Below are 20,778 nucleotides of genomic sequence, written 5' to 3'. Positions count from 1 at the left end.
AAAGAAAATGTTTAGAAAGCGGATACAAAATTAAAAGTTTTATTTTATAAAAAGGGAGCTAAAAAAACTCCCACAAAAACTTGACTCAATCGTGTATCGAGTGTTTGTAGCGTAATAAAACGAATTAGGTTATTATACTTGACTATATTTAAAAAAAGAAATTCTCAGCAGTAGATGAGATGAATGAAGCTTTATTTAAGAGCAACATTAGAGATTCTTCGTCTTTTACAGCTTCTCTATTTCATTTTGTCTCTGTTTAGAGGGGGAGTAAATAGATTGAAAATTTAATAAAAGATTGACTACCATTATTTTCTTTTATATAATATGATTGATTAATCAATCAATTAAAAAGAATGGAGAATTTATATGGCCAAACCACGATCTGAACAAAAGAAAGATGATATTTTTAAGGCAGCGTTAAAATTGTTTTCACATAATGGTTTTAGTAAAACAACTATTAAGGATATTGCTGCAGAAGCTGGTGTTAGTTTTGGAACCGTATTTACTTATTATGAAAACAAGGAGGCTTTGTTTACAGAATGCGTTAATAGACCTCTGCAATTATTTAAAAAGGTTATAAATGAAACCAAGAAAGAACTTACTGATTTAACCGAAGAAAAATTAAAAGATATTATTCGAAAACATCTTGATTTATTTATGGAGTCAGAAAAAGAACTCCGCATTGTCCAATATGTGATTGGACAGCCAGATAGGTTCTCTGAAATTAATGCACTAGACGAATTTGTCGTACTTTTTTTAGGTTATATTCAAGAAATAGTTCATACAGGAATGGAAAAGGGTTTTTTACCAAAAAGTAATCCTGAAGAGGTTGGTTATGGATACCTAGCATTCTTAATGGGGGCAAGGTTAACCTATTCAGATCAAGCCTACCCTATGTTTACGCGTGCATTTACAAATCAAGCTTATCGCTTATTTGGAATGGAAGGGAAACGTGATGATGAAAACATTTAGTCAATTGCATATTTCTCTTCGTATTCGCATGTATTTACAATTTGTTACTTCTATAACATCTAGTGCAATAATCCCTTATATTTCTGTTTATTTTAGTTCATTAATTGGAACTACGATAACCGGAGTAATTGTTATCATAGTCATCTTATCTGGTATAATTGGCGCATTAATAGGTGGCTACTTATCAGATAGAATCGGCAGAAGAAAAATGATGATAATTGCAGAACTAGGGGTAGGTATAACCTATCTTGTCATTGCAGCCTTTAATTCACCATGGATTAATCTTCCATATATTAGCGCTGGTTTATTTATGATTAATTTATTTTTTAATGGCATGTTTTTCCCCGCTTCTACTGCAATGATTCATGATTTAGTATTAGCAGAGCAACGGAAATTTGTTTTTACAGCGATGTACTGGCTAGCTAATTCAGCAACAGCACTTGGAACCATTACAGGGGCTTTTTTCTTTATGGACTATCATTTCTATTTCTTCTTTTCAGTCGGCCTTGTTTCAATTATATCTAGCTTCATTACTTATCTATTTATTAAAGAATCGCTAATGAAAAGGCATGATATAAGGAATGCTCATACATCCAAATCTACAATTTGGTCTAATTATCAATATGTTTGGAAGGACCAAACTTTTATGCTTTATTTACTTTCCTGTTTACTTATCTTTTCTCTTGAGAATCATTTAACGAATTATATCGCCATTCACTTAAGAGATACGATGGAAGATACTATTCTCTTCGGTATCCTTCCTGTTAATGGCATAAATATGGTGGGGATTCTTCATGCGGAAAATACCATATTTGTAGTTTTTTGTGTGGGTATGGTTACTTGGATGATGAAAAAACTATCTGACTATAAGCAATATTTTATTGGCATGTGTTTATTTGTTGTTAGTTATTGTATTCTAACTTATATTTCTTCACCAGTATGGCTTATTATTATCATGCTGTTTATTTCAATAGGTGAATTAATGTATGTTCCGATTAATCAAAGCATCCTTGCAGATTTAGTGAATGAAAATTACCGAAGTTCTTATTTAGCTTTAAATGGATTAATTGGTCAAGGTCAAATGATTTTAGCTGGACTAGCCATTACGATAAGCAGTAATCTATCCGACTTAACAATGTCTTTAGGATTATTCTCATTTGGGATAGTAGGGTTGTTATTAATGGGTTATGTTGTTAAAAAAGAAACTAATTCTAAAAAGCAAGTGAACATAACAGAAATAATTTAATAAAATTCTACTATTATTATTGTTGCAAACTTTAAAGTTTGAATATTCTTTATTTAAGGAAAAGGCCTATTTAAATGAAAATTTATGCTATAATAACTATAATTGATAATAAGCAAACCACAAGGGGAGCGTAATGCTGAGAGTGATCAATAGATCTGACCCTTCGAACCTGTTAGTTAATTCTAACGTAGGAATGTGGGAAGAGTTCATATAGTAAGCTATATAATTCATTTCGCGCGTTAGTTCTCCTTTTGGTCTGCAATAAAAGGAGTTTTTTTTATGAAAAATATGAGATTAGTTGTCATGATAGAAGTGGCAATCATGGCTGCCATTGCACTTATTCTAGATTTATTGCCATCCATTCCCGTTTTTAACACATCCATTTCTTTTGCAATGGTACCTATTTTTATCGTAGCTTTTCGCTGGGGCTTTAAAGCTAGCACTATTGCAGGTTTCTTATGGGGCGTTTTACAAATAGTTGTCGGTGATCTGCAGGCATTAAGTTTTTGGCAAGTAATTTTAGAATATTTATTTGCTTTTGCATGTATTGGATTTGCTGGATTATTTGCTTCATCTATTCAAAATGCTTTAAAAACGGAACAAAAAGGGTTAGCGACTGGCTTAATTATTTTGGCAGTGGTTGTTGGTGGATTTACTCGCTATATTTGGCATTTCATTGCAGGTGTGACTATTTGGGCGAGCTATGCACCAGAAGGAATGTCACCATTTATCAATTCCTTGATTGTAAACGGTGGTTCATACTTAGGAGCAACAATACTATGTTCTATAATCCTCGTTCTTTTATTAATTTCAGCACCACGGATTGTGCTTGATAGACCATCAAATGGGATAGCGAAAAAATAAGGTCCGTATTAAGTATCAAAAGGCACTCCTGAGGGAGCGCCTTTTTTGTTGTATAATATTACAAAAAAGAATCTGTTGATGAAAGAAATGCATCGATAATAATGATAGTAAAATGCTTTTCACACTCTTAAACCAGTAAGACTCTACAGGAAAGAAGGTTAAAACAATATGATGATTACGTTAAAAAATGGGATAGAAATTCAAATTCGTTCCTATAAAGAAGCTGACTTTTCGTCGATTCACACCTTAAATGAACAAGAAGCATGGAGCAATCTAGTGAAGAAAAAGGATGATGCAAAAGCTGCTTGGAATCATTCGAATATTGCTTATGTTGCAATCGTTGATGATAAAATAATAGGCTATATTAGAGGAATCACCGATCAATCGATAACTCTATTCATTTGCGAATTACTCATTGACCAAACTTATAGGGGATTAGGCGTGGGGCAGGAACTTCTATACTATGTACACAGCTTATATCCAACAACTAGAGTAGAAATGCTTGCTTCTAGTACTTCTCAAACCTATTATGAAAACAAAGGTTTTCGCCCTTTTTATGGATTTAGAAAAACGTTTGCTGAATGGAATAGATGATTTTGTATAATACATATAATTTGATTAGTAGGAAAGGAGAGCCATCTGTTGGATGGTTCTTTTTTTGTCGAATTATATGTTAATATGAAACTAGGGATATTCCCATTACGTCTATTATTCTAGTAACTCGACTTTCCATGAACAACTCCAAGGAGGAACAAATGACAGAAATAAATTATTCGTTTCAGAAAAAACCAACAAATAAAAAAGTAATTGTTGGTCTTATTATAGCGGTTTTAGTAGTAGTTATATCCATTATTTTGCTTTTTCTCTATCCGTTTGGTAATAAGGAGAAAGTGGATTACTTTCAAGGAGAAAATCCAGTTTTATTGAATGGTGAACAAATTGGGAATGCTATTTTTGATAAAGATACAGTATATTTACCATTAAGTATTTGGCAGGAAAAAATAGATGGAAGTATCACATATGATGAAAATAGTAATTCTGTTATTGTGACGACAAAAGATAAAGTTATTCAGTTTCCAACTGATTCTGTTTCTTATTATGTTAATGATAAGAATACAGAGCTTTCCTTTCAGCCTTTAAAAGATGAGGACGGGACAATTTATGTGGCATTAGATCCATTAGCTACGTTTTATCCGATTAAATATACGATTTTAGAAAAAGAACAAGTAGTACTCTTGGAAGAGAATGGACAAGAAAGAGCGGATGGAACATTTACTTCTAAAAAAGTCAGGCAGGATTTCACCAAATTGCGTTCTGGTGCAACATTATCTGCTCCTTATACGGATGAGTTAGTTCCTGGTGAACAGGTAACGATTGAAAATGAAGTAGAAGATTTCTATTTTGTCAGAAAAGAGAATGGAATCGCAGGTTTCGTAAAAAAGAAATACGTGAAAAAAGAAAAATCAGAAGTAGTTCAGGTCGAATTAGAACAGCTGGAACCAAAGCTGAACAAAATCGATGGACCAATTCAATTGACCTGGGAAGCAGTATATTCAAGAAATCCAGACACTTCAAGCATTCCAAAAATGAGCGGAGTAAATGTTGTATCTCCAACATGGTTTAAGCTTTCTGGAAATGATGGGAATGTATCAAATTTAGGGTCAACAGCCTATGTAGATTGGGCACATAAACAGGGTTATCAAGTATGGGGGTTATTCTCCAATGATTTTGATCCGGATAAAACACATGAAGTTTTAAAGGATTATCAAAAAAGACAGACCGTTATCAGGCAGCTTTTGGTCTACAGTGAAATGTATAAATTAAATGGTCTAAATATCGATATTGAGAATGTTCGCGAAGAAGATGGGAAATATGTAACACAGTTTGTTCGAGAGGCAACGCCCTATTTACATGAGGCAGGCATTACGGTTTCGATGGATATTACCTTTATTGCAGACGGAAATTATTCTGCATTCCTGCAAAGAGACCATTTGGCAGAAATAGTCGATTATCTTATTGTGATGGCATATGATGAACATTGGGCAACAAGTCCGATTTCTGGAAGTGTTGCGAGTTTCCCTTGGGTGGAAGCAAATTTAGAAACCTTACTTGATGTTGTACCAAGTGATAAGCTCGTTTTAGGAGTACCGTTATATGCACGATTGTGGGAGGAGAAAGAAAATGGAGAAGTTTCTTCTAAATCCCTTTCCATGGCAAGTGTGGAGGAATGGTTAAAAGAGCATAATGTTACTCCAACATATGACGAAGTTAGTGGTCAAAACTACGGGGAATATGTTGATAAAGAAACAAAATCAACGTACAAAATTTGGCTAGAGGATGAATTATCCTTGGCGAAAAGAGCTGAATTAGTAGAAAAGTATAATTTAGCTGGTCTTGGAAGCTGGTCGCGGACTTTTGCCAATGAAACAGCTTGGACAGCATTAACGTTAGAGAAGTAGGAGCAATAACAGAAAAAAACCTTTTTCTTAAATTGGAAAGTGGTTTTTTTCATGTCTTTTTATATTTTAAATAACTTCACTATATTTTGTAGTTCATCTGCTAATTGAGCAAGCGCTAAAGAGGAATTGAACTTCTTCAGAAGTTTTCTTCATCGTATCGATGGTCGTTTCCGTGTCATTTTGAATGATTTGGATAAGCTTTGCAATATTTTCTGTTGAAGAAGTAGACTCTTCTGCGACTTGAACAGGAGAATAATTGATTGTTAAAAGTTGGATGATAGTGAAATGATTATTCTTTTAGGAACTTCTAATCTATTTAAAGAAGGAGTAAAGAAACAGTTAGACAGTTCAACAAGAGCTACCAAAGTTGCATGTTGGTGATGATAATCCAATATTTAATTCATGGATCAATCTTTCAGAAAATAGCAATATTTGCTATTGTATAAGGAAGAAAGCTTTAATGGCATTCTATTGTTTTTTCTTCCTGCTTTTGGGGAAACGTATAAAAAATGATTGGAAAAGGAGCGAATATAATGGCAATTAATAATCCGAGTCGAGAAGAAATTGGTGCTATTCTAAAAAAGGCAAAGAGAATTGCGGTAGTCGGTTTAAGTGATAATCCTTCACGAACCTCTTATATGGTATCTGAAGCAATGAAGAATGCAGGTTATGAAATCATCCCTGTTAATCCTACAGTAGATGAAGTGCTCGGCGTTAAAGCTGTAAAAAAATTAACAGACATTGAAGGACATGTTGATATTGTCAATGTATTTAGAAGATCTGAATATTTGCCAGAGGTTGCAGAAGAGTTTGAAAAAATTGACGCAGATGTTTTTTGGGCACAATTAGGTCTCGTACATGAAGAAACATTTAATCAATTAAAAGAAAAAGGCTATACAGTGATCATGGATCGCTGTATTAAAGTGGAACATGCAATGACGAAATAGGATATTATATTAAAATAGATATGGGTGAAAAGCAGAATGGTTATAAAAAATCATTCTGTTTTTTTTGTTCCAACATGCAAAGAATACATAAAACATTCCTGTAATTTGATTAAATAAAACGTTATCATATGCTAAAAATGGAAACTGATTTAATAAACTTATTCGTTTTTCCTAAGAATCTGTGTTAACATAATATAGATAAATAGAGGGAAACCTTTTAAAAAAATACTTTTGCTTTTTTGATGATTGGTATAATATTGGTTTTGCCGGGAAAAAATCGAAAGATAAAATGAAAAAAATGAACGTGAAAAATGAGATTATGTGCTACAATACGATGTAAGAACAATTGTTCTGTTTTGGAATTGGTATCAACAACTGTTTATTAAAAATTCAATAAATTTGAAAGCGAAAAAGAAGGTGGAAAGAGAAGCCTTCTTTTAAGGTCGTCTAATAAAGAAAAGTAGTTATTCCATTAAATTTTAATATTTAAGAGGATAATTCATTTTTTAGACGAATACATAAACAATTGTTCGACATGATACATAGAAAGATAATATGTCGGATTTGTAGAAGTGAAAGGGGTATGTCAGTGGCAAAGAATCAGCAAGCATTCGAATATAATGATGATGCCATTCAAGTGTTAGAAGGATTAGAAGCTGTAAGGAAGCGTCCTGGGATGTATATAGGGAGTACAGATTCTAGAGGTTTGCATCATCTTGTATATGAAATTGTAGATAACGCAGTCGATGAAGCACTGGCTGGATTTGGAGATACGATTATTGTAAAAATCCATCGTGACAATTCCATAAGTGTGAAGGATAAAGGACGTGGAATGCCAACTGGAATGCATAAGATTGGAAAGCCAACACCTGAAGTTATCTTTACCATTCTTCATGCTGGAGGAAAATTTGGACAAGGTGGTTATAAAACAAGTGGTGGCCTGCATGGTGTAGGCGCATCTGTAGTTAACGCGTTATCAGAATGGGTTGTTGTAAATATTAAGCGTGATGGTTTTGTTTATGAACAGCGTTTTGAAAATGGTGGTAAACCTGTTTCGACACTTGAAAGAATCGGGAAAACAAACCAAACTGGAACAACGATTCACTTTAAGCCAGATCCAGCGATTTTTTCCACAACAACGTACAATTATGAAACACTTTGTGAGCGATTAAGAGAATCTGCCTTTTTGTTAAAAGGACTGCGAATTGAAATTATTGATGAAAGAAACAATAAGCAAAGTGTTTTCCATTATGAAAATGGGATTGAAGCATTTGTAGAATATTTAAATGAAGAGAAAGATTCTCTTCATCCAGTTGTTAGCCTAGAGGGAGAGAGCAATGGAATTGAAGTAGAATATGCCTTTCAATTCAACGATGGTTATTCCGAAAATGTTCTGTCATTTGTGAATAATGTTCGTACAAAAGACGGCGGTACCCATGAAGCTGGCGCGAAAACAGCGATGACACGTATGTTTAATGAATATGCTCGAAAAGTCAGCCTCCTAAAAGAAAAAGACAAAAACTTAGATGGTTCTGATATTCGGGAAGGGCTGTCTGCGATTGTGTCTGTTCGTGTACCAGAAGATTTACTACAATTCGAGGGACAAACAAAGGGTAAATTAGGCACAAGTGAAGCAAGATCAGCTGTAGATGCGGTCGTATCTGAACACCTAGCCTATTTCTTTGAAGAAAATCCTGAAGTAAGTTCTCTTTTGATTAAAAAGTCTATTAAAGCAGCACAAGCAAGAGAAGCAGCTCGAAAAGCGCGAGAAGAAGCAAGAAGCGGCAAAAAGCGTAAGCGTGGCGAAGCGGTTCTTTCTGGTAAGCTCACACCTGCGCAATCAAAAAATCCACAGAAAAATGAACTTTATTTAGTGGAAGGGGATTCAGCTGGTGGATCTGCGAAGCAAGGAAGAGACCGTCGTTTCCAAGCGGTACTGCCTCTTCGTGGGAAAGTTATCAATACAGAAAAAGCAAAGCTAGCAGATATTTTTAAAAATGAAGAGATTAATACAATCATCCATGCTATCGGTGCAGGGGTTGGAGCGGACTTTAAGGTAGAGGATGCTAACTATGATAAAGTCATTATCATGACGGATGCAGATACCGATGGAGCTCATATTCAAGTACTTCTGTTAACGTTTTTCTATCGCTATATGAAACCACTAGTTGAAGCTGGGAAAGTATATATCGCTTTACCACCTTTATACAAGGTAAGCAAAGGTTCTGGAAAAAAAGAAGTCATCGAATATTCATGGAGTGATGATGACCTGCAAGATGCGATTAAGAAGATTGGTAAAGGATATATCCTGCAACGTTATAAAGGTCTAGGCGAGATGAATGCAGATCAACTGTGGGAAACAACAATGAATCCAGAAACAAGAACGCTAATCCGGGTGAAAATTGATGATCTTGCACGGGCTGAGCGTCGTGTAACAACATTAATGGGAGATAAAGTAGAGCCACGTAGAAAATGGATTGAATCAAATGTTGCCTTCGGATTAGAAGATGAAGGGAACATTTTAGAAAATGAAAATATTACGGTTGCAGAGGAGGGAAGTCCATCATGAGTTCATTAGAACAATATCGTGATCTACCCTTAGAAGATGTTATCGGTGACCGTTTTGGACGGTATAGTAAATACATCATTCAAGAGAGGGCACTTCCTGATGCGAGGGATGGGTTGAAGCCTGTACAGCGCCGTATCCTTTATGCCATGCATGTAGAAGGTAATACACATGATAAACATTTTCGGAAATCAGCCAAAACAGTCGGTAACGTAATTGGTAACTATCATCCACATGGAGATTCTTCTGTCTATGACGCCATGGTGCGGATGAGTCAAGAATGGAAGGTTCGAAATGTCTTAATTGAAATGCATGGAAATAACGGAAGCATTGACGGTGATCCGCCAGCAGCAATGCGTTATACAGAGGCAAGGCTATCTGCTATTTCAGCTGAATTACTGCGTGATATTGAAAAAAGAACCGTTGATTTCATCCCAAACTTTGATGATACATCCAACGAACCGACCGTTCTGCCTGCAAAATTCCCAAATCTATTAGTGAATGGTTCAACAGGTATCTCGGCTGGATATGCAACAGATATACCACCCCATCACTTAGGGGAAGTAATTGATGGTGTGATTGAGCGAATGGATTCGCCAAATTGTACGGTTGAAGACATCATGAAGCACATTAAAGGACCGGATTTTCCAACAGGCGGTATTATCCAAGGAGTAGAAGGCATTAAAAAAGCCTATGAAACTGGAAAAGGGAAAATTATTGTCCGCGGGAAAACGGAAATTGAAACATTACGAGGCGGCAAACAGCAAATCGTTATTACGGAGGTTCCTTATGAGTTAAATAAGAGCAATCTCGTTAAAAAAATTGATGAATTGCGATTAGATCGAAAAGTAGAAGGAATTGCAGAGGTTAGAGATGAAACCGATCGAACAGGCTTGCGTATTGTCATTGAGCTGAAGAAAGAAGTCGATGCAAACGGGATTTTAAATTTCTTATTTAAAAACACCGATTTGCAGATCACTTATAGCTTTAATATGGTTGCCATTCATAACAAACGTCCGAAACTAATGGGCATCATTGCTTTATTAGATGCTTATATTGAACATCAAAAGGAAACAATTAAACGACGTACAGAATTTGACTTACAAAAAGCCAAGGATCGTCAACATATTGTTGATGGTTTAATTAAGGCGCTATCGATATTGGATGAAGTAATCGCAACGATTCGTGCATCTAAAGATAAACGAGATGCGAAAAATAACTTAATCGCTGCTTATCAATTTACGGAGCCACAAGCAGAAGCAATCGTTTCATTACAGCTATATCGTTTAACGAATACAGATATAACTGCATTAGAAGCAGAGGCTGCAGAATTAGCAGAAAAAATTGAAGAGTGGACCGCAATTCTAGCAAGTGAAAAGAAATTGCTTTCTGTTATTAAAAAGGAACTAAAAGACGTAAAAAAACGCTTTATTAATGAAAGACGCACATTGATTCAAGATGAAATTGAGGAAATCAAAATTAATCTTGAAGTATTAGTGGCGAGTGAAGATGTGATTGTAACTGTCACAAAGGATGGGTATATTAAACGAACAAGTCAACGTTCTTACGCAGCAAGCAATGGCCAGGATTTCGGAATGAAGGATACGGATAGAATTCTTTCTAAAATTGATGTGAACACAACAGAAGTAGTATTATTATTCACAGATAAAGGAAACTATTTATATTTACCTGTTCATGAATTACCGGATATACGCTGGAAGGATCTAGGACAGCATATTTCTAATATTATTCCAATTGACCGAGACGAATCAATTATAAATGCTATGCCAATTAAGGATTTTGAACAATCTCAATATCTGCTTTTCTTTACGAAAAATGGAATGGCTAAGAAATCAGAATTGATTAATTATAGAGCACAACGCTATTCAAAACCGCTAGTAGCCATTAATCTTAAAGGTGATGATAAAGTAGTTGATGTTCACCTTACTAATGGCAAACAAGAAGTGTTAATTGCCACACATATAGGTTATTCTTTACGATTCCATGAAGAAGAAATCAATATAGTTGGAGCAAGAGCAGCAGGTGTCAAAGGTATTAATCTAAAAGACAACGATTATGTGGTAGCTGGAAAAGTAATTACAAATCCGCAAACAGAAAGTATCGTGATTATTACACAGCGTGGTTCTATCAAGAAAATGAAGCTTTCTGAATTTGAATTCTCTGGAAGAGCAAAACGTGGGTTAATTATGCTTCGTGAATTAAAAGCAAACCCACATCGAATTGTTGGTATGGCTGTTGTCAAAGCACAAGATACAGTTTACATACAAACAGAAAAAGGGGAGATAGAATCTGTGAAAATTGCAGAGCTCCGCTTTAATGATCGCTATTCGAATGGCTCCTTTGTTATCGATGAAACAGAGGCAGGAAAGATTATCGAATTGTGGGAAGAAAAAGCTAGTCAAGAGGAAGCATAATTAATAAAAGAGATTCCCAATTTGCAAAGTGTCTTTGCGATTGGGAGTCTTTTTTTGTTTGGTGTATTGGCATTCATTTGTTGAAATACTTGTATTATAGAGCGGGAGCGATTATGAGATATATAGTAAGTGATGAAAGCTAGAATTTGTTGGGAAGGATACGGTAAGAATGATGTTCAACAGGGAAATCAAAACCACTTTCGGTAAGAGCTAAGGGAAAAATGGTGTTCATCAAAGGAATGAAAACCACTTTTAACTAGGGTTAAGCGAAAAATAGCGTTCCTGCCTCTCCATCCAAAACCAATACACATATCCAGCATCAAAAAATCAACTATCCGTTATTTTTTAAAAATTCTTTTCCTTACTTACATGATTTTTCCAAAAAAGGACATGCTAAAATTATTATGATGTTAGGAGGTTTTAGCATGAGAAGGGAATTACTTGTTGCTTTGAGTGCTTTCTTTTTAATGACTTTAACTGCTATTACTGGTGTTTATGCAATGGAGAAGGATGAGAAGACCAATAAACTTATCCTAGAAGAAAAAACGGATATTACAAGTGATGGGCAAGAAGAAATGATTCAATTAAAGGGAGATGCTTCAGATCAACCTGAAAATAGTAATTTTTTTAAGGAATTATTTCTTGATGTTTCTATTCAAAAAGATAAGACTGCAACGTTAGCCGTTGAAGGTGGCTTTGATCCTAAATTACATATAATGGATATAAATGATGATCACCATAAAGAATTATTGCTATCTGTATCTGCGAATGAAAGAGGAACAGAGAAGAGTTTTTATTTCTTTCAGTTGCAAGGAAATAAATTAGTAGAATTGCAAAAACCAGAGTTAGCATCAGTAGAAAGCCAGTTTAAGGATGCATATAAAGCAGAATTAAAGATAAATAAAGAAAAAATGTATATTTTTGATTTATATGATCGCAGACATCATTATGAAAAGCTTGGCCTTTACCATAAAGGAAGATTAAATGAACCGACCGAGTTAATCTTATCTCCATTTTCTGAGTTAAAGGTAACTAGACTAAATAATCAAACTGCTATCAAGGGAAAACAACGGATAAGTGGATTAGCTGCTGTTGATACCATTGGCTACTTGGAAACTTGGTGGACTTGGAATAAGCAAGAATGGGTGCTGCAAAAAGTAAAAGTAAAGGAAATAAGCTATAAAGGCAACTAATGATTATCAAAAAATGAAAGTAGTCCTTCATTTTAAGGGAAAATAAGTAGTATAATGAGAGTACTTATTTTTATAGAAGGGATCGAAATCATGTCATTACTTTTATTATGTTTAAGTGCTGTACTTGGAGGATGGGTGTTTCAAGTATGCCAACTTCCCCTTGCTTGGCTACTTGGCCCCATGTTCAGTACGATTCTTTATGTTCGACTTGCCAAAAATTCTCCTAAATTACCTTTCTCTTTTCGAGATATCGGGCTCCTTGTCATTGGATACCTCATTGGAAAGCAATTCACGAAACAGACATTAGTAGAAATGGGTAGTCATTTACCATCGATGCTTTTAATGACTGTTATCATGATTGCTTTTAGTTTAATCCTTGCGTTTATCACTTCGAAGTTAACACACAGCAATTTAAAATCAACTGTTGCAGGTAGTATTCCTGGTGGTTTATCCCAAATGATTGCCATCAGTTCTGAAATTAAAGGAATTGATTTAACTGTTGTAACAGTTATTCAAATAAGCCGTATCTTATCCGTCATCATTCTCGTTCCACTCCTTGTTTATAGTCCGATTCTGTATGGAAATCAAGCCACAGCAACGGTGACGTCTACTGCTGACAGTGCAAGCTATCATTGGATGATTTTTCTGCTCCTCTTCTGTTGCTTTCTTCTTGCCAGGTTAGTGAAAAAGTGGAAGTTTCCAGCACCATTTATGATTGGTCCGATGCTTCTTATTGCGACGATATCAATTGCTGGGATGGATGTGCCAGCAATTCCTATTACTTTAACCTGTGTTGCGCAAACATTAATAGGTATTCATCTTGGACTGCAAATTAAATTTGGAAATATCGAAAATAAGGCGAAGTTTTTAAGTGTTGTAACGATAACTTCCACTTTACTCGTTCTTTTTTCATTATTACTTGGTTATATTTTAATTAGCCTAGACAGTGATATCTCCTTATTAACTGCATTTATTGGGTTAGCACCTGGTGGAATGGCGGAAATGGCAGTGCTAGGACAATCTGTTCATGCTAACTTGCCGATTATCACAACCTATCAGTTATTTCGCTTATTATTTATCTTATTTTGTGTGCCTATTATTATGAAATGGGGTTTTCAACGCGTGGAAAAACGATTGGAGGAACGAAAAGGTTAGATGATTATACTATGGTTTCTTTTTCTGTATGCTCATATTATTATTTCTTTAGGAGTTCAGGGAATGGAGATAAGGAAAGCAACTTCAGATGATAGGAAAGAATTAGCTATATTAATGGAACAACTTGATTATCAGATTACCATAGAGCAAATGAGAATTCGATTCCATGTTATTGAAGCTAGTCCCAATCATTAATTTTCATAGCTTGCTATAAAAAGAAGGTGGTTGGGATGGTCGTATTTCACTTTATAATAAAGATGTTATTTATGTTCAAATCATTGCCTTTGTAGTAGACTGCAACTATAGAACAGAGGGATGGGAAAGCTTTTATTGAAGCAAGTGGAAAGCTTTGTAAAGAATCTCGGTGTCGATGGAATTGGATTAAATAGCGGAAATCGTCCAGATCGAACAAATGCACAACAATTTTATAAAAAAATGGGGTATACAGCTGAAAGCACATGATTTTCGAAGAGGTATAGTTAAGGACTTAGCCCATAATTAATATTCTTAATATTCAATTTTATTAAAACGAAAGCAAAGAAGTATTCTCTTTTTCCTATAATTAATAAACGTACAGAGCAAGATATTATTTTATTTCAGTTAATCAAAGAAAAGAATAAGACGAATTAAGCTAAATGGTATAAAATAGGATAGAAACAAAATGCTTGAATATTCTTATAGTAAGGTGGTGATTAAATAAGATTAAGAGAAGATATTAAAAGGCGTACATAATGATGGAATTCATTTTGGAGAAGAATGCTATGATATTTTAGTAGAATCAATTGTAAAGAAATTGCGAGAAATTCAAAGAGGTGAATAAATGGCATATAAAGGTTCCTCAGTATATGATAATGAGCAGTTTTTTGAAAATTATCGAGCAAGAAGAAATAGAGAGACAAGTCCTAATAATAGCATAGAACGGCCGATTTTATATGAATTAGTAGGGGAAATCGATGGGAAGTCTATCCTTGATTTAGGATGCGGAGATGCGAATTTCGGTGTAGAGCTATTAGAAAAAGGTGCAGAAAGCTATATTGGTGTGGAAGGTTCTAAGAGAATGTTTGACGAAGCTTCCCGGCATGTAAATGGAACAACTGCTTCGGTTTATCTTTCTAAGCTGGAAGATTGGGATTTTATGAATAGCAAGGTCGATATAGTTGTATCCCGTTTAGTATTTCATTATATAAAAGATTTACATACGATTTTTCACGGTATATATAATCAGTTAAAGGAAGATGGGAAATTTGTCTTCAGTGTTCAACACCCACTATTGCTTTCTACAATTGAGAGCGCCGCTTCCTCGGAGAAAAGAACGAATTGGATTGTGGATGATTATTTTTCAATGGGAGAAAGAACAGAGCAATGGATAGGCGAAGATGTAGTTAAGTATCATCGGACAATCGAAGAATATTTTCGGCTGTTAAAGGAAGCAGGCTATAAAGTAACAGATTTACGGGAAGGTATGCCAAAGCAAGAGAACTTTGAGCAAAAAAAAGATTTTGAAAGACGGAAGAGAATTCCGCTTTTCTTGATTTTATCCTGTGAAAAATAAAAAGAAAGGATGTTTGGAATGGATAACGAATTGAGATTATATTTTATAAGACATGGAGAGACCCAATATAATATTGAGAAAAGGATGCAAGGATTTTGTGATTCTCCCTTAACGGAAAATGGGATACTGCAAGCGAAATCTGTAGGAGCTGGTTTAGTAGATATTCCCTTTGTAGCTGCTTATGCAAGTGATAGTCAGCGAGTTTTAGATACTGCTAAATATGCATTAGGTACGAGAAAAATTCAATTAACAAAAGATGTACGATTAAAGGAAATGAATTTTGGTATGTTTGAAGCAATGCTACAGGCAGACATTATTGCGGAGCATGGTGATATTCTGGATAGACTCTTTTCCTTTAAAGATGTGGAAAGTAAAGTGCAAGATGGAGAATCTTTTACTGATTTAATAAATCGAACAAAAGCTGCAGTTGAGGATATCATATCTGCACATAAAGATACTGGTGGAAATATAGCAGTCTTCTCACATGGTGTCACTATTGGCTTTTTGATGAAGTCCCTCTTAAATAGTGAAGGATTCCCCCATCATGACAATTGCTGTGTATCGGTTATCCTTGTGAAAGATGGACAAATGATAGTAGAAAAAGTAGCAGATGCGTCTTTCCGAGATAGTGGAAAGGTATCTTTAAGCATAGAAAAATAATAAAAGAGAGAAAGTAAATGAGCCCCTATTCAATAATATCGAATTATAAAGAAAACATACAATATAAAAAGAGTTTTATAGAATTAGCTAAACAAGTTTTTCAAATCGACTTTTCCAGATGGGATCAGCTTGGTTGCTGGAATGATGACTATATTTGTTATTCCTTTTTAGATGGTGAAAAAGTGATAGCCAATGTTTCGATTAATAAAATGGATATCATCCTTCATAAAAAAGCGTATAAGGCACTTCAGCTTGGTACTGTCATGACACATCCAGACTACCGGAATAGAGGATTATCGGCTAAATTAATCAATCATATTATTTCGAAATATGAACACCAGTATGATTTTATCTATTTATTTGCTAATTCATCTGTTCTTGATTTTTATCCGAAATTTGGATTTGGTAGGTTGCAGGAAAGGAGCTTTCATATGGACTTGACTGTTGGTTGCCATATGAAAGAAGAGAATCCCTCCATTATTCGAAAGTTAGATGTAAATAATAGCCAGGACTTTTGTCTCATGAAAAGACTTGCTGATAAGCGGGCTCCTGTTTCTACCATTTGTGGAGTACAACAGAATACTCATTTGCTATTCTTTTATTTAATCGAAGTTTTTCATGAAATCACTTATTATTTTGAAAAAGAAGATGTTATTGTTATTTATGAAAAAATAGAGGATGAATTACATATATATGATGTGATTAGTGCATCTATTGTAAATATGGAAGCTCTTCTCTCCTCTCTTTTTACGGAAACGATGAATAAAGTGATATTTCATTTTATACCAGATGATTTAAAAAGCAAAGGAAATTATATAGTTGCAGAGAGTTCAGATGTTTTATTTATTCGACATGCGAGAAAGATTGAAAACCTTGAACCAATCCTTTTTCCACTTACCTCTCATGCATAATAATCGGCTATCATAGGGAGGTGTTGAATGGTGAAAACTGCTCCAGCTAAAGTTCATATCATTGGTTCTGTTGGTAGTGGAAAAACAACATTAGCGAAGGAATTATCAACGAAACTAGAAATTCCATATTATGAACTCGATAATGTCGTTTGGATGCGAAAGGAAAATGGAGATAGCAGAAGAACCGAAGAGGAACGAGAGAAATTATTACATAGGATTGTCCAAACAGATAAATGGATTATCGAAGGAGTTCATCATGACGAATGGGTAAAGAACAGTTTCCAACAAGCGGATACCATTATTTTCTTGGATACTAATTATTATATTCGTACCTATCGCATTATGAAAAGATTTATTAAGCAAAAGGTAGGCATTGAAAAAGCACATTATCAGCCTTCCTTTAAGATTTTCTTTAAAATGTTTCAATGGAATAAACACTTTGAAGAAGTGGGCAAGCCTGATTTTTTTAAAAAATATCAAGAGTATCAGGGAAAGGTTTTCGTAGTTAAGAGTAAAAAAGTTGCATATCAGAAATTTTTTCGAAAGGGTTATTGATTCTTTCAAGGAGACATTAGATTTTCTATCCATTTTTATCATAGGGGGAATGGGAAATGGCTATATGTTGCTTTATATGTGAGGAAGAACTATATGGAATATAAATGGGTAGGTAGTGACAAACATTTTGTGGATGAGATTAACATTCTTCAGCTAAAAAATAATCTAGTATTAGGCAGATTTGGAGGAAATTCTTCTGTAGGTCAATACAAAAATGAAGATGGCTGCTTAATCTGGATAAATGAACAAGATGATTGGGAATTAGCGACCCTTTTAGATGCACATGATACAGCACAAAGCGCAGATTTAGTGATAAAAAGTATGGATGAAAAAAAAGAGGAGATAAAAACAATTCTACAATTGCCACTAAATAAAGTATTCCCACAAATTACTTCTTTTTTCTTAAACCATTTCGCCAGCAAGGAATTTCTAGCGCAATGCAAAATGATTCAAGGAGAAACTGCATGTTTAATCGTTGTGCGAAAAAAAAACTATTTATGGTGGTTATCAATTGGCGACTGCATACTCGCATTAAATCATCCAGAGTTTTCAAAATTGGGAGAATACCAGCAAAATCATCGAAGCTTCTATGAATGGATTGGACAAAATAGTACCTTTCATCAAGATGTGCCCACTTATAATCTAGGTGTGAAAGAATTGAGAAAAGGAATAACACATATCTTCCTTACAACTGATGGACTAATTGAATGCCCCAATACGGATTATCATAAGATAGGATCTATTTTTAAAGGATTTGAAACATTTTCTAATCAAGAGAGTGTCTATTATTTGTTAAAAGACATCAAAAATAAAAATATTCGTGATAGCACTACTATTATATCTTGGTTTGTTCGAAATACCAAAGAAGCTACAACACCGAGTGATTTAGGCTTTAGCCGAGAATCCTCGTGACTTCAATCGTGGGTTGTTGACTAAAGAGATAGTAATGTTTATCTACTCTTAAAACCAAATAAGAAAGAATGATACATCTTATTTCAATAAATAAGATGTATTTTACTTAATATGTGTTATACTTATTAAAGGTTAATCGTTATTAGTATAACATATTTAAAAAGGAGCGGATTATATGACAATATCAGTAGCAATTAATGGCTTTGGGAGAATCGGAAGAATGGTGCTTAGGAATGCTATTAATGATGAAAATATACATATTACTGCTATTAATGCCAGTTATCCTTCTGAAACGATAGCACATTTAATAAAGTATGACACAATTCATGGGAAATTCCCTGGAAAAGTAGTAACTAAGGATCATTCGATTCTAATAGATGGTCAAGAGATTCTAATAGTAAATAATCGCAATCCAGAAAGATTACCTTGGAGTGAACTGGATATTGATATCGTTGTAGAAGCTACGGGGAAATTTAACAATAGAGATAAAGCAGCAATGCATTTACATGCCGGCGCGAAAAAAGTAGTGCTTACAGCTCCTGGGGTAAATGCTGATGCAACCATCGTAATGGGAGTGAATGAAGAGGTATTAAATATGGATAAACACCATATTATTTCGAATGCCTCCTGTACAACCAATTGTTTAGGGCCAATTGCTAAGGTTATAGATAAACATTTTACGATAAAGAATGGATTAATGACAACGATTCATTCCTTTACAAATGATCAAAACAATATAGATAATCCACATAATGATTTACGGCGTGCAAGATCTTGTGGGCAAAATATTATTCCAACTTCTACAGGTGCTGCAAAGGCTTTGAAAGAGATTCTTCCACACTTAGAAGGGAAACTCCATGGAATGGCATTAAGAGTGCCAACACAGAATGTCTCTTTAGTAGATTTAGTCGTTGATTTAGAAAAAAATGTGACGAGAGAATCAGTTAATCGAGCCTTTGAGAAGGAATCAACGGGGAATTTGAAAGGTATTCTTGCTATTACGGAGGAGCCTTTAGTTTCTATTGATTTTAATACAACGACCGAATCTGCAACTATTGATGCTTTATCGACAATGGTTATCGGCCACAATAAAGTGAAAATACTAGCATGGTATGACAATGAATGGGGCTATTCAAATCGAGTGGTAGATTTAGTCAAGCTTGTCGGAAGCAAAATGGTTGTGAAAATGGATAGTCAAGCAGTATAAATGAAAGAAAAAAAGATAGATGCAGAAAGGTAATGTACCTAACTGCATCTATCTTTTTTATTCTCTTGCTAAGCATATCCTTTTTCCTTTTCATAAATGGGAATATTACGCATATTTATATTTAGGAATGACAGGAGGATAGTTTCATTAATTAGATTTAGGAGGAATAGAAATGAAAATAAAACAAATTAAAACAGAAGCAAGGCAAGCTCTGAGAGGATCTTGGGGAAAAGGTGTCTTTATATCTTTCATTTATTTCTTTGTTAGTATGGTTCTCACAACAATCGTTGATATTTTATTTAGTGGTGGGATACATAATTGGCTTTATCAGGAATACTCTCCTGTCGGCTCTGAATTTGGGAATTTTATCATCTCTCTTTTGTATATTCCTTTAACTGTAGGCATTATCTGGTTTTATCTTGGCTTAGTACGTACTGAAAATCCACAAGTTTCTCAAATTTTTAGCATTTATACAAATGTTGCACTATCTGTGAAGCTGATTGGCACAAATATCATGATTGGCATTTTTACCTTTTTATGGTCCTTATTGTTCCTTATTCCTGGAATTATTAAAGGGTTAGCTTATTCCCAAACGATGTTGCTGTTAAAGGATAATCCAGAGTTTGGAATCTTTGAAGCAATTACTGAAAGTAGAAGAAGAATGGATGGATACAAGTGGAAGTACTTTTTGTTAGGTCTAAGCTTTATTGGCTGGGGACTACTTTGTATCCTTTCCATCGGAATTGGCTTTCTTTGGTTAGTCCCTTACGTATATACTGCTAACGCTACTTTCTATGAGAACCATATTGCAGAAAAAGAAGTAATAGAACTTTAGATTGTTTTTCTATAAACGATTATGGAAATAGAAAAACTTTATTTCTATGGAAGAACTGAGCAGTCTGAATACACAAAAACTCCTGTAGGATCAGCGAGAAAGGTGAGACCCCACAGGCAAAGCCCGTAGCCCCATGGAAAATGAGTGTATTCAGACCGCGGGTAATAACAACGGACTTTTTATATAATTCTTTCCAAACACGAACAATTGCATAATATTATTGTATAACCATTCCACTTTATTACTATTGGCAAGTTGTATCTATTTGGGAAAAAATACATCTTTATTATTCAATATAGAAACTTTTTC

At 34.5% G+C, this 20,778-nt stretch carries 19 protein-coding genes and 1 riboswitch; all 19 genes read left to right on the top strand.

Annotated features, from left to right (window positions below):
• The first annotated feature begins 366 nt into the window (after nt 1-366).
• The 19 genes from ACTNDN_RS08715 (at nt 367) to ACTNDN_RS08625 (ending at nt 20,469) form a co-directional block, all read left to right on the top strand.
• Nucleotides 367-972, top strand: a complete 606-nt coding sequence (locus ACTNDN_RS08715) for a TetR/AcrR family transcriptional regulator (protein ID WP_235251536.1) — start codon at nt 367-369, stop codon at nt 970-972.
• Nucleotides 956-2,218 carry an MFS transporter gene (locus ACTNDN_RS08710; protein WP_441131085.1) on the top strand — a complete coding sequence of 421 codons (1,263 nt, stop codon included), beginning with the start codon at nt 956-958 and terminating at the stop codon, nt 2,216-2,218. The genes ACTNDN_RS08715 and ACTNDN_RS08710 overlap by 17 nt, the downstream gene beginning before the upstream one ends.
• Nucleotides 2,219-2,330: 112 nt before the next feature.
• Nucleotides 2,331-2,429, top strand: a riboswitch (TPP riboswitch).
• Nucleotides 2,430-2,497: 68 nt separating this feature from the next.
• Nucleotides 2,498-3,082, top strand: coding sequence for an energy-coupled thiamine transporter ThiT (thiT, locus tag ACTNDN_RS08705; RefSeq protein ID WP_031538646.1), 585 nt, complete (start codon nt 2,498-2,500; stop codon nt 3,080-3,082).
• Nucleotides 3,083-3,250: 168 nt separating this feature from the next.
• Nucleotides 3,251-3,676 carry a GNAT family N-acetyltransferase gene (locus ACTNDN_RS08700; protein ID WP_441131084.1) on the top strand — a complete coding sequence of 142 codons (426 nt, stop codon included), beginning with the start codon at nt 3,251-3,253 and terminating at the stop codon, nt 3,674-3,676.
• A 161-nt stretch (nt 3,677-3,837) separates the two neighbouring features.
• The gene (locus ACTNDN_RS08695) at nt 3,838-5,541 is read left to right on the top strand and encodes a glycosyl hydrolase family 18 protein (RefSeq protein WP_441131082.1); all 1,704 of its coding nucleotides are present in this window, start codon (nt 3,838-3,840) and stop codon (nt 5,539-5,541) included.
• A gap of 533 nt (nt 5,542-6,074) precedes the next feature.
• Nucleotides 6,075-6,488: a CoA-binding protein gene (locus ACTNDN_RS08690; RefSeq protein ID WP_031538642.1), complete on the top strand. Its 414-nt coding sequence runs from the start codon at nt 6,075-6,077 to the stop codon at nt 6,486-6,488.
• 589 nt (nt 6,489-7,077) lie between these two features.
• Nucleotides 7,078-9,057, top strand: a complete 1,980-nt coding sequence (gene parE, locus ACTNDN_RS08685; protein WP_284561089.1) for a DNA topoisomerase IV subunit B — start codon at nt 7,078-7,080, stop codon at nt 9,055-9,057.
• Complete coding sequence (gene parC, locus ACTNDN_RS08680) at nt 9,054-11,489, top strand: DNA topoisomerase IV subunit A (protein WP_441131081.1); 2,436 nt, start codon at nt 9,054-9,056, stop codon at nt 11,487-11,489. Before parE ends, parC begins: the two co-directional genes overlap by 4 nt.
• 425 nt (nt 11,490-11,914) lie before the next feature.
• On the top strand, nt 11,915-12,682 hold the full coding sequence (locus tag ACTNDN_RS08675) for a hypothetical protein (protein WP_031537785.1): 768 nt from the start codon (nt 11,915-11,917) through the stop codon (nt 12,680-12,682).
• A gap of 90 nt (nt 12,683-12,772) precedes the next feature.
• Nucleotides 12,773-13,837, top strand: coding sequence for an AbrB family transcriptional regulator (locus tag ACTNDN_RS08670; RefSeq protein ID WP_441131080.1), 1,065 nt, complete (start codon nt 12,773-12,775; stop codon nt 13,835-13,837).
• Between the two features lie 63 nt (nt 13,838-13,900).
• On the top strand, nt 13,901-14,032 hold the full coding sequence (locus tag ACTNDN_RS08665) for a hypothetical protein (protein ID WP_441131079.1): 132 nt from the start codon (nt 13,901-13,903) through the stop codon (nt 14,030-14,032).
• 120 nt (nt 14,033-14,152) lie between these two features.
• Nucleotides 14,153-14,299: a hypothetical protein gene (locus ACTNDN_RS08660; RefSeq protein WP_441131078.1), complete on the top strand. Its 147-nt coding sequence runs from the start codon at nt 14,153-14,155 to the stop codon at nt 14,297-14,299.
• 358 nt (nt 14,300-14,657) lie between these two features.
• On the top strand, nt 14,658-15,389 hold the full coding sequence (locus ACTNDN_RS08655; RefSeq protein WP_441131077.1) for a class I SAM-dependent DNA methyltransferase: 732 nt from the start codon (nt 14,658-14,660) through the stop codon (nt 15,387-15,389).
• A gap of 18 nt (nt 15,390-15,407) precedes the next feature.
• Nucleotides 15,408-16,049 carry a histidine phosphatase family protein gene (locus ACTNDN_RS08650; RefSeq protein ID WP_048717473.1) on the top strand — a complete coding sequence of 214 codons (642 nt, stop codon included), beginning with the start codon at nt 15,408-15,410 and terminating at the stop codon, nt 16,047-16,049.
• Between the two features lie 17 nt (nt 16,050-16,066).
• A complete protein-coding gene (locus ACTNDN_RS08645; protein WP_031537775.1) occupies nt 16,067-16,960 on the top strand; it encodes a GNAT family N-acetyltransferase in 894 nt (297 codons plus the stop codon).
• Nucleotides 16,961-16,987: 27 nt separating this feature from the next.
• Nucleotides 16,988-17,515 (top strand): AAA family ATPase, encoded by a 528-nt coding sequence (locus ACTNDN_RS08640; RefSeq protein ID WP_031537772.1) that lies wholly within the window; start codon nt 16,988-16,990, stop codon nt 17,513-17,515.
• 93 nt (nt 17,516-17,608) lie between these two features.
• The gene (locus ACTNDN_RS08635) at nt 17,609-18,427 is read left to right on the top strand and encodes a protein phosphatase 2C domain-containing protein (protein ID WP_441131076.1); all 819 of its coding nucleotides are present in this window, start codon (nt 17,609-17,611) and stop codon (nt 18,425-18,427) included.
• 175 nt (nt 18,428-18,602) lie between these two features.
• Nucleotides 18,603-19,634, top strand: coding sequence for a glyceraldehyde-3-phosphate dehydrogenase (locus ACTNDN_RS08630; protein WP_441131075.1), 1,032 nt, complete (start codon nt 18,603-18,605; stop codon nt 19,632-19,634).
• 172 nt (nt 19,635-19,806) lie between these two features.
• Nucleotides 19,807-20,469, top strand: coding sequence for a DUF975 family protein (locus ACTNDN_RS08625; RefSeq protein ID WP_441131073.1), 663 nt, complete (start codon nt 19,807-19,809; stop codon nt 20,467-20,469).
• Nucleotides 20,470-20,778: the final 309 nt, after the last annotated feature.

This window comes from Niallia sp. HCP3S3_B10 (assembly GCF_052064465.1).
Taxonomy (GTDB): Bacteria; Bacillota; Bacilli; order Bacillales; family Cytobacillaceae; genus Niallia; species Niallia hominis.
This window is presented reverse-complemented; position numbering and strand designations above follow the sequence as displayed.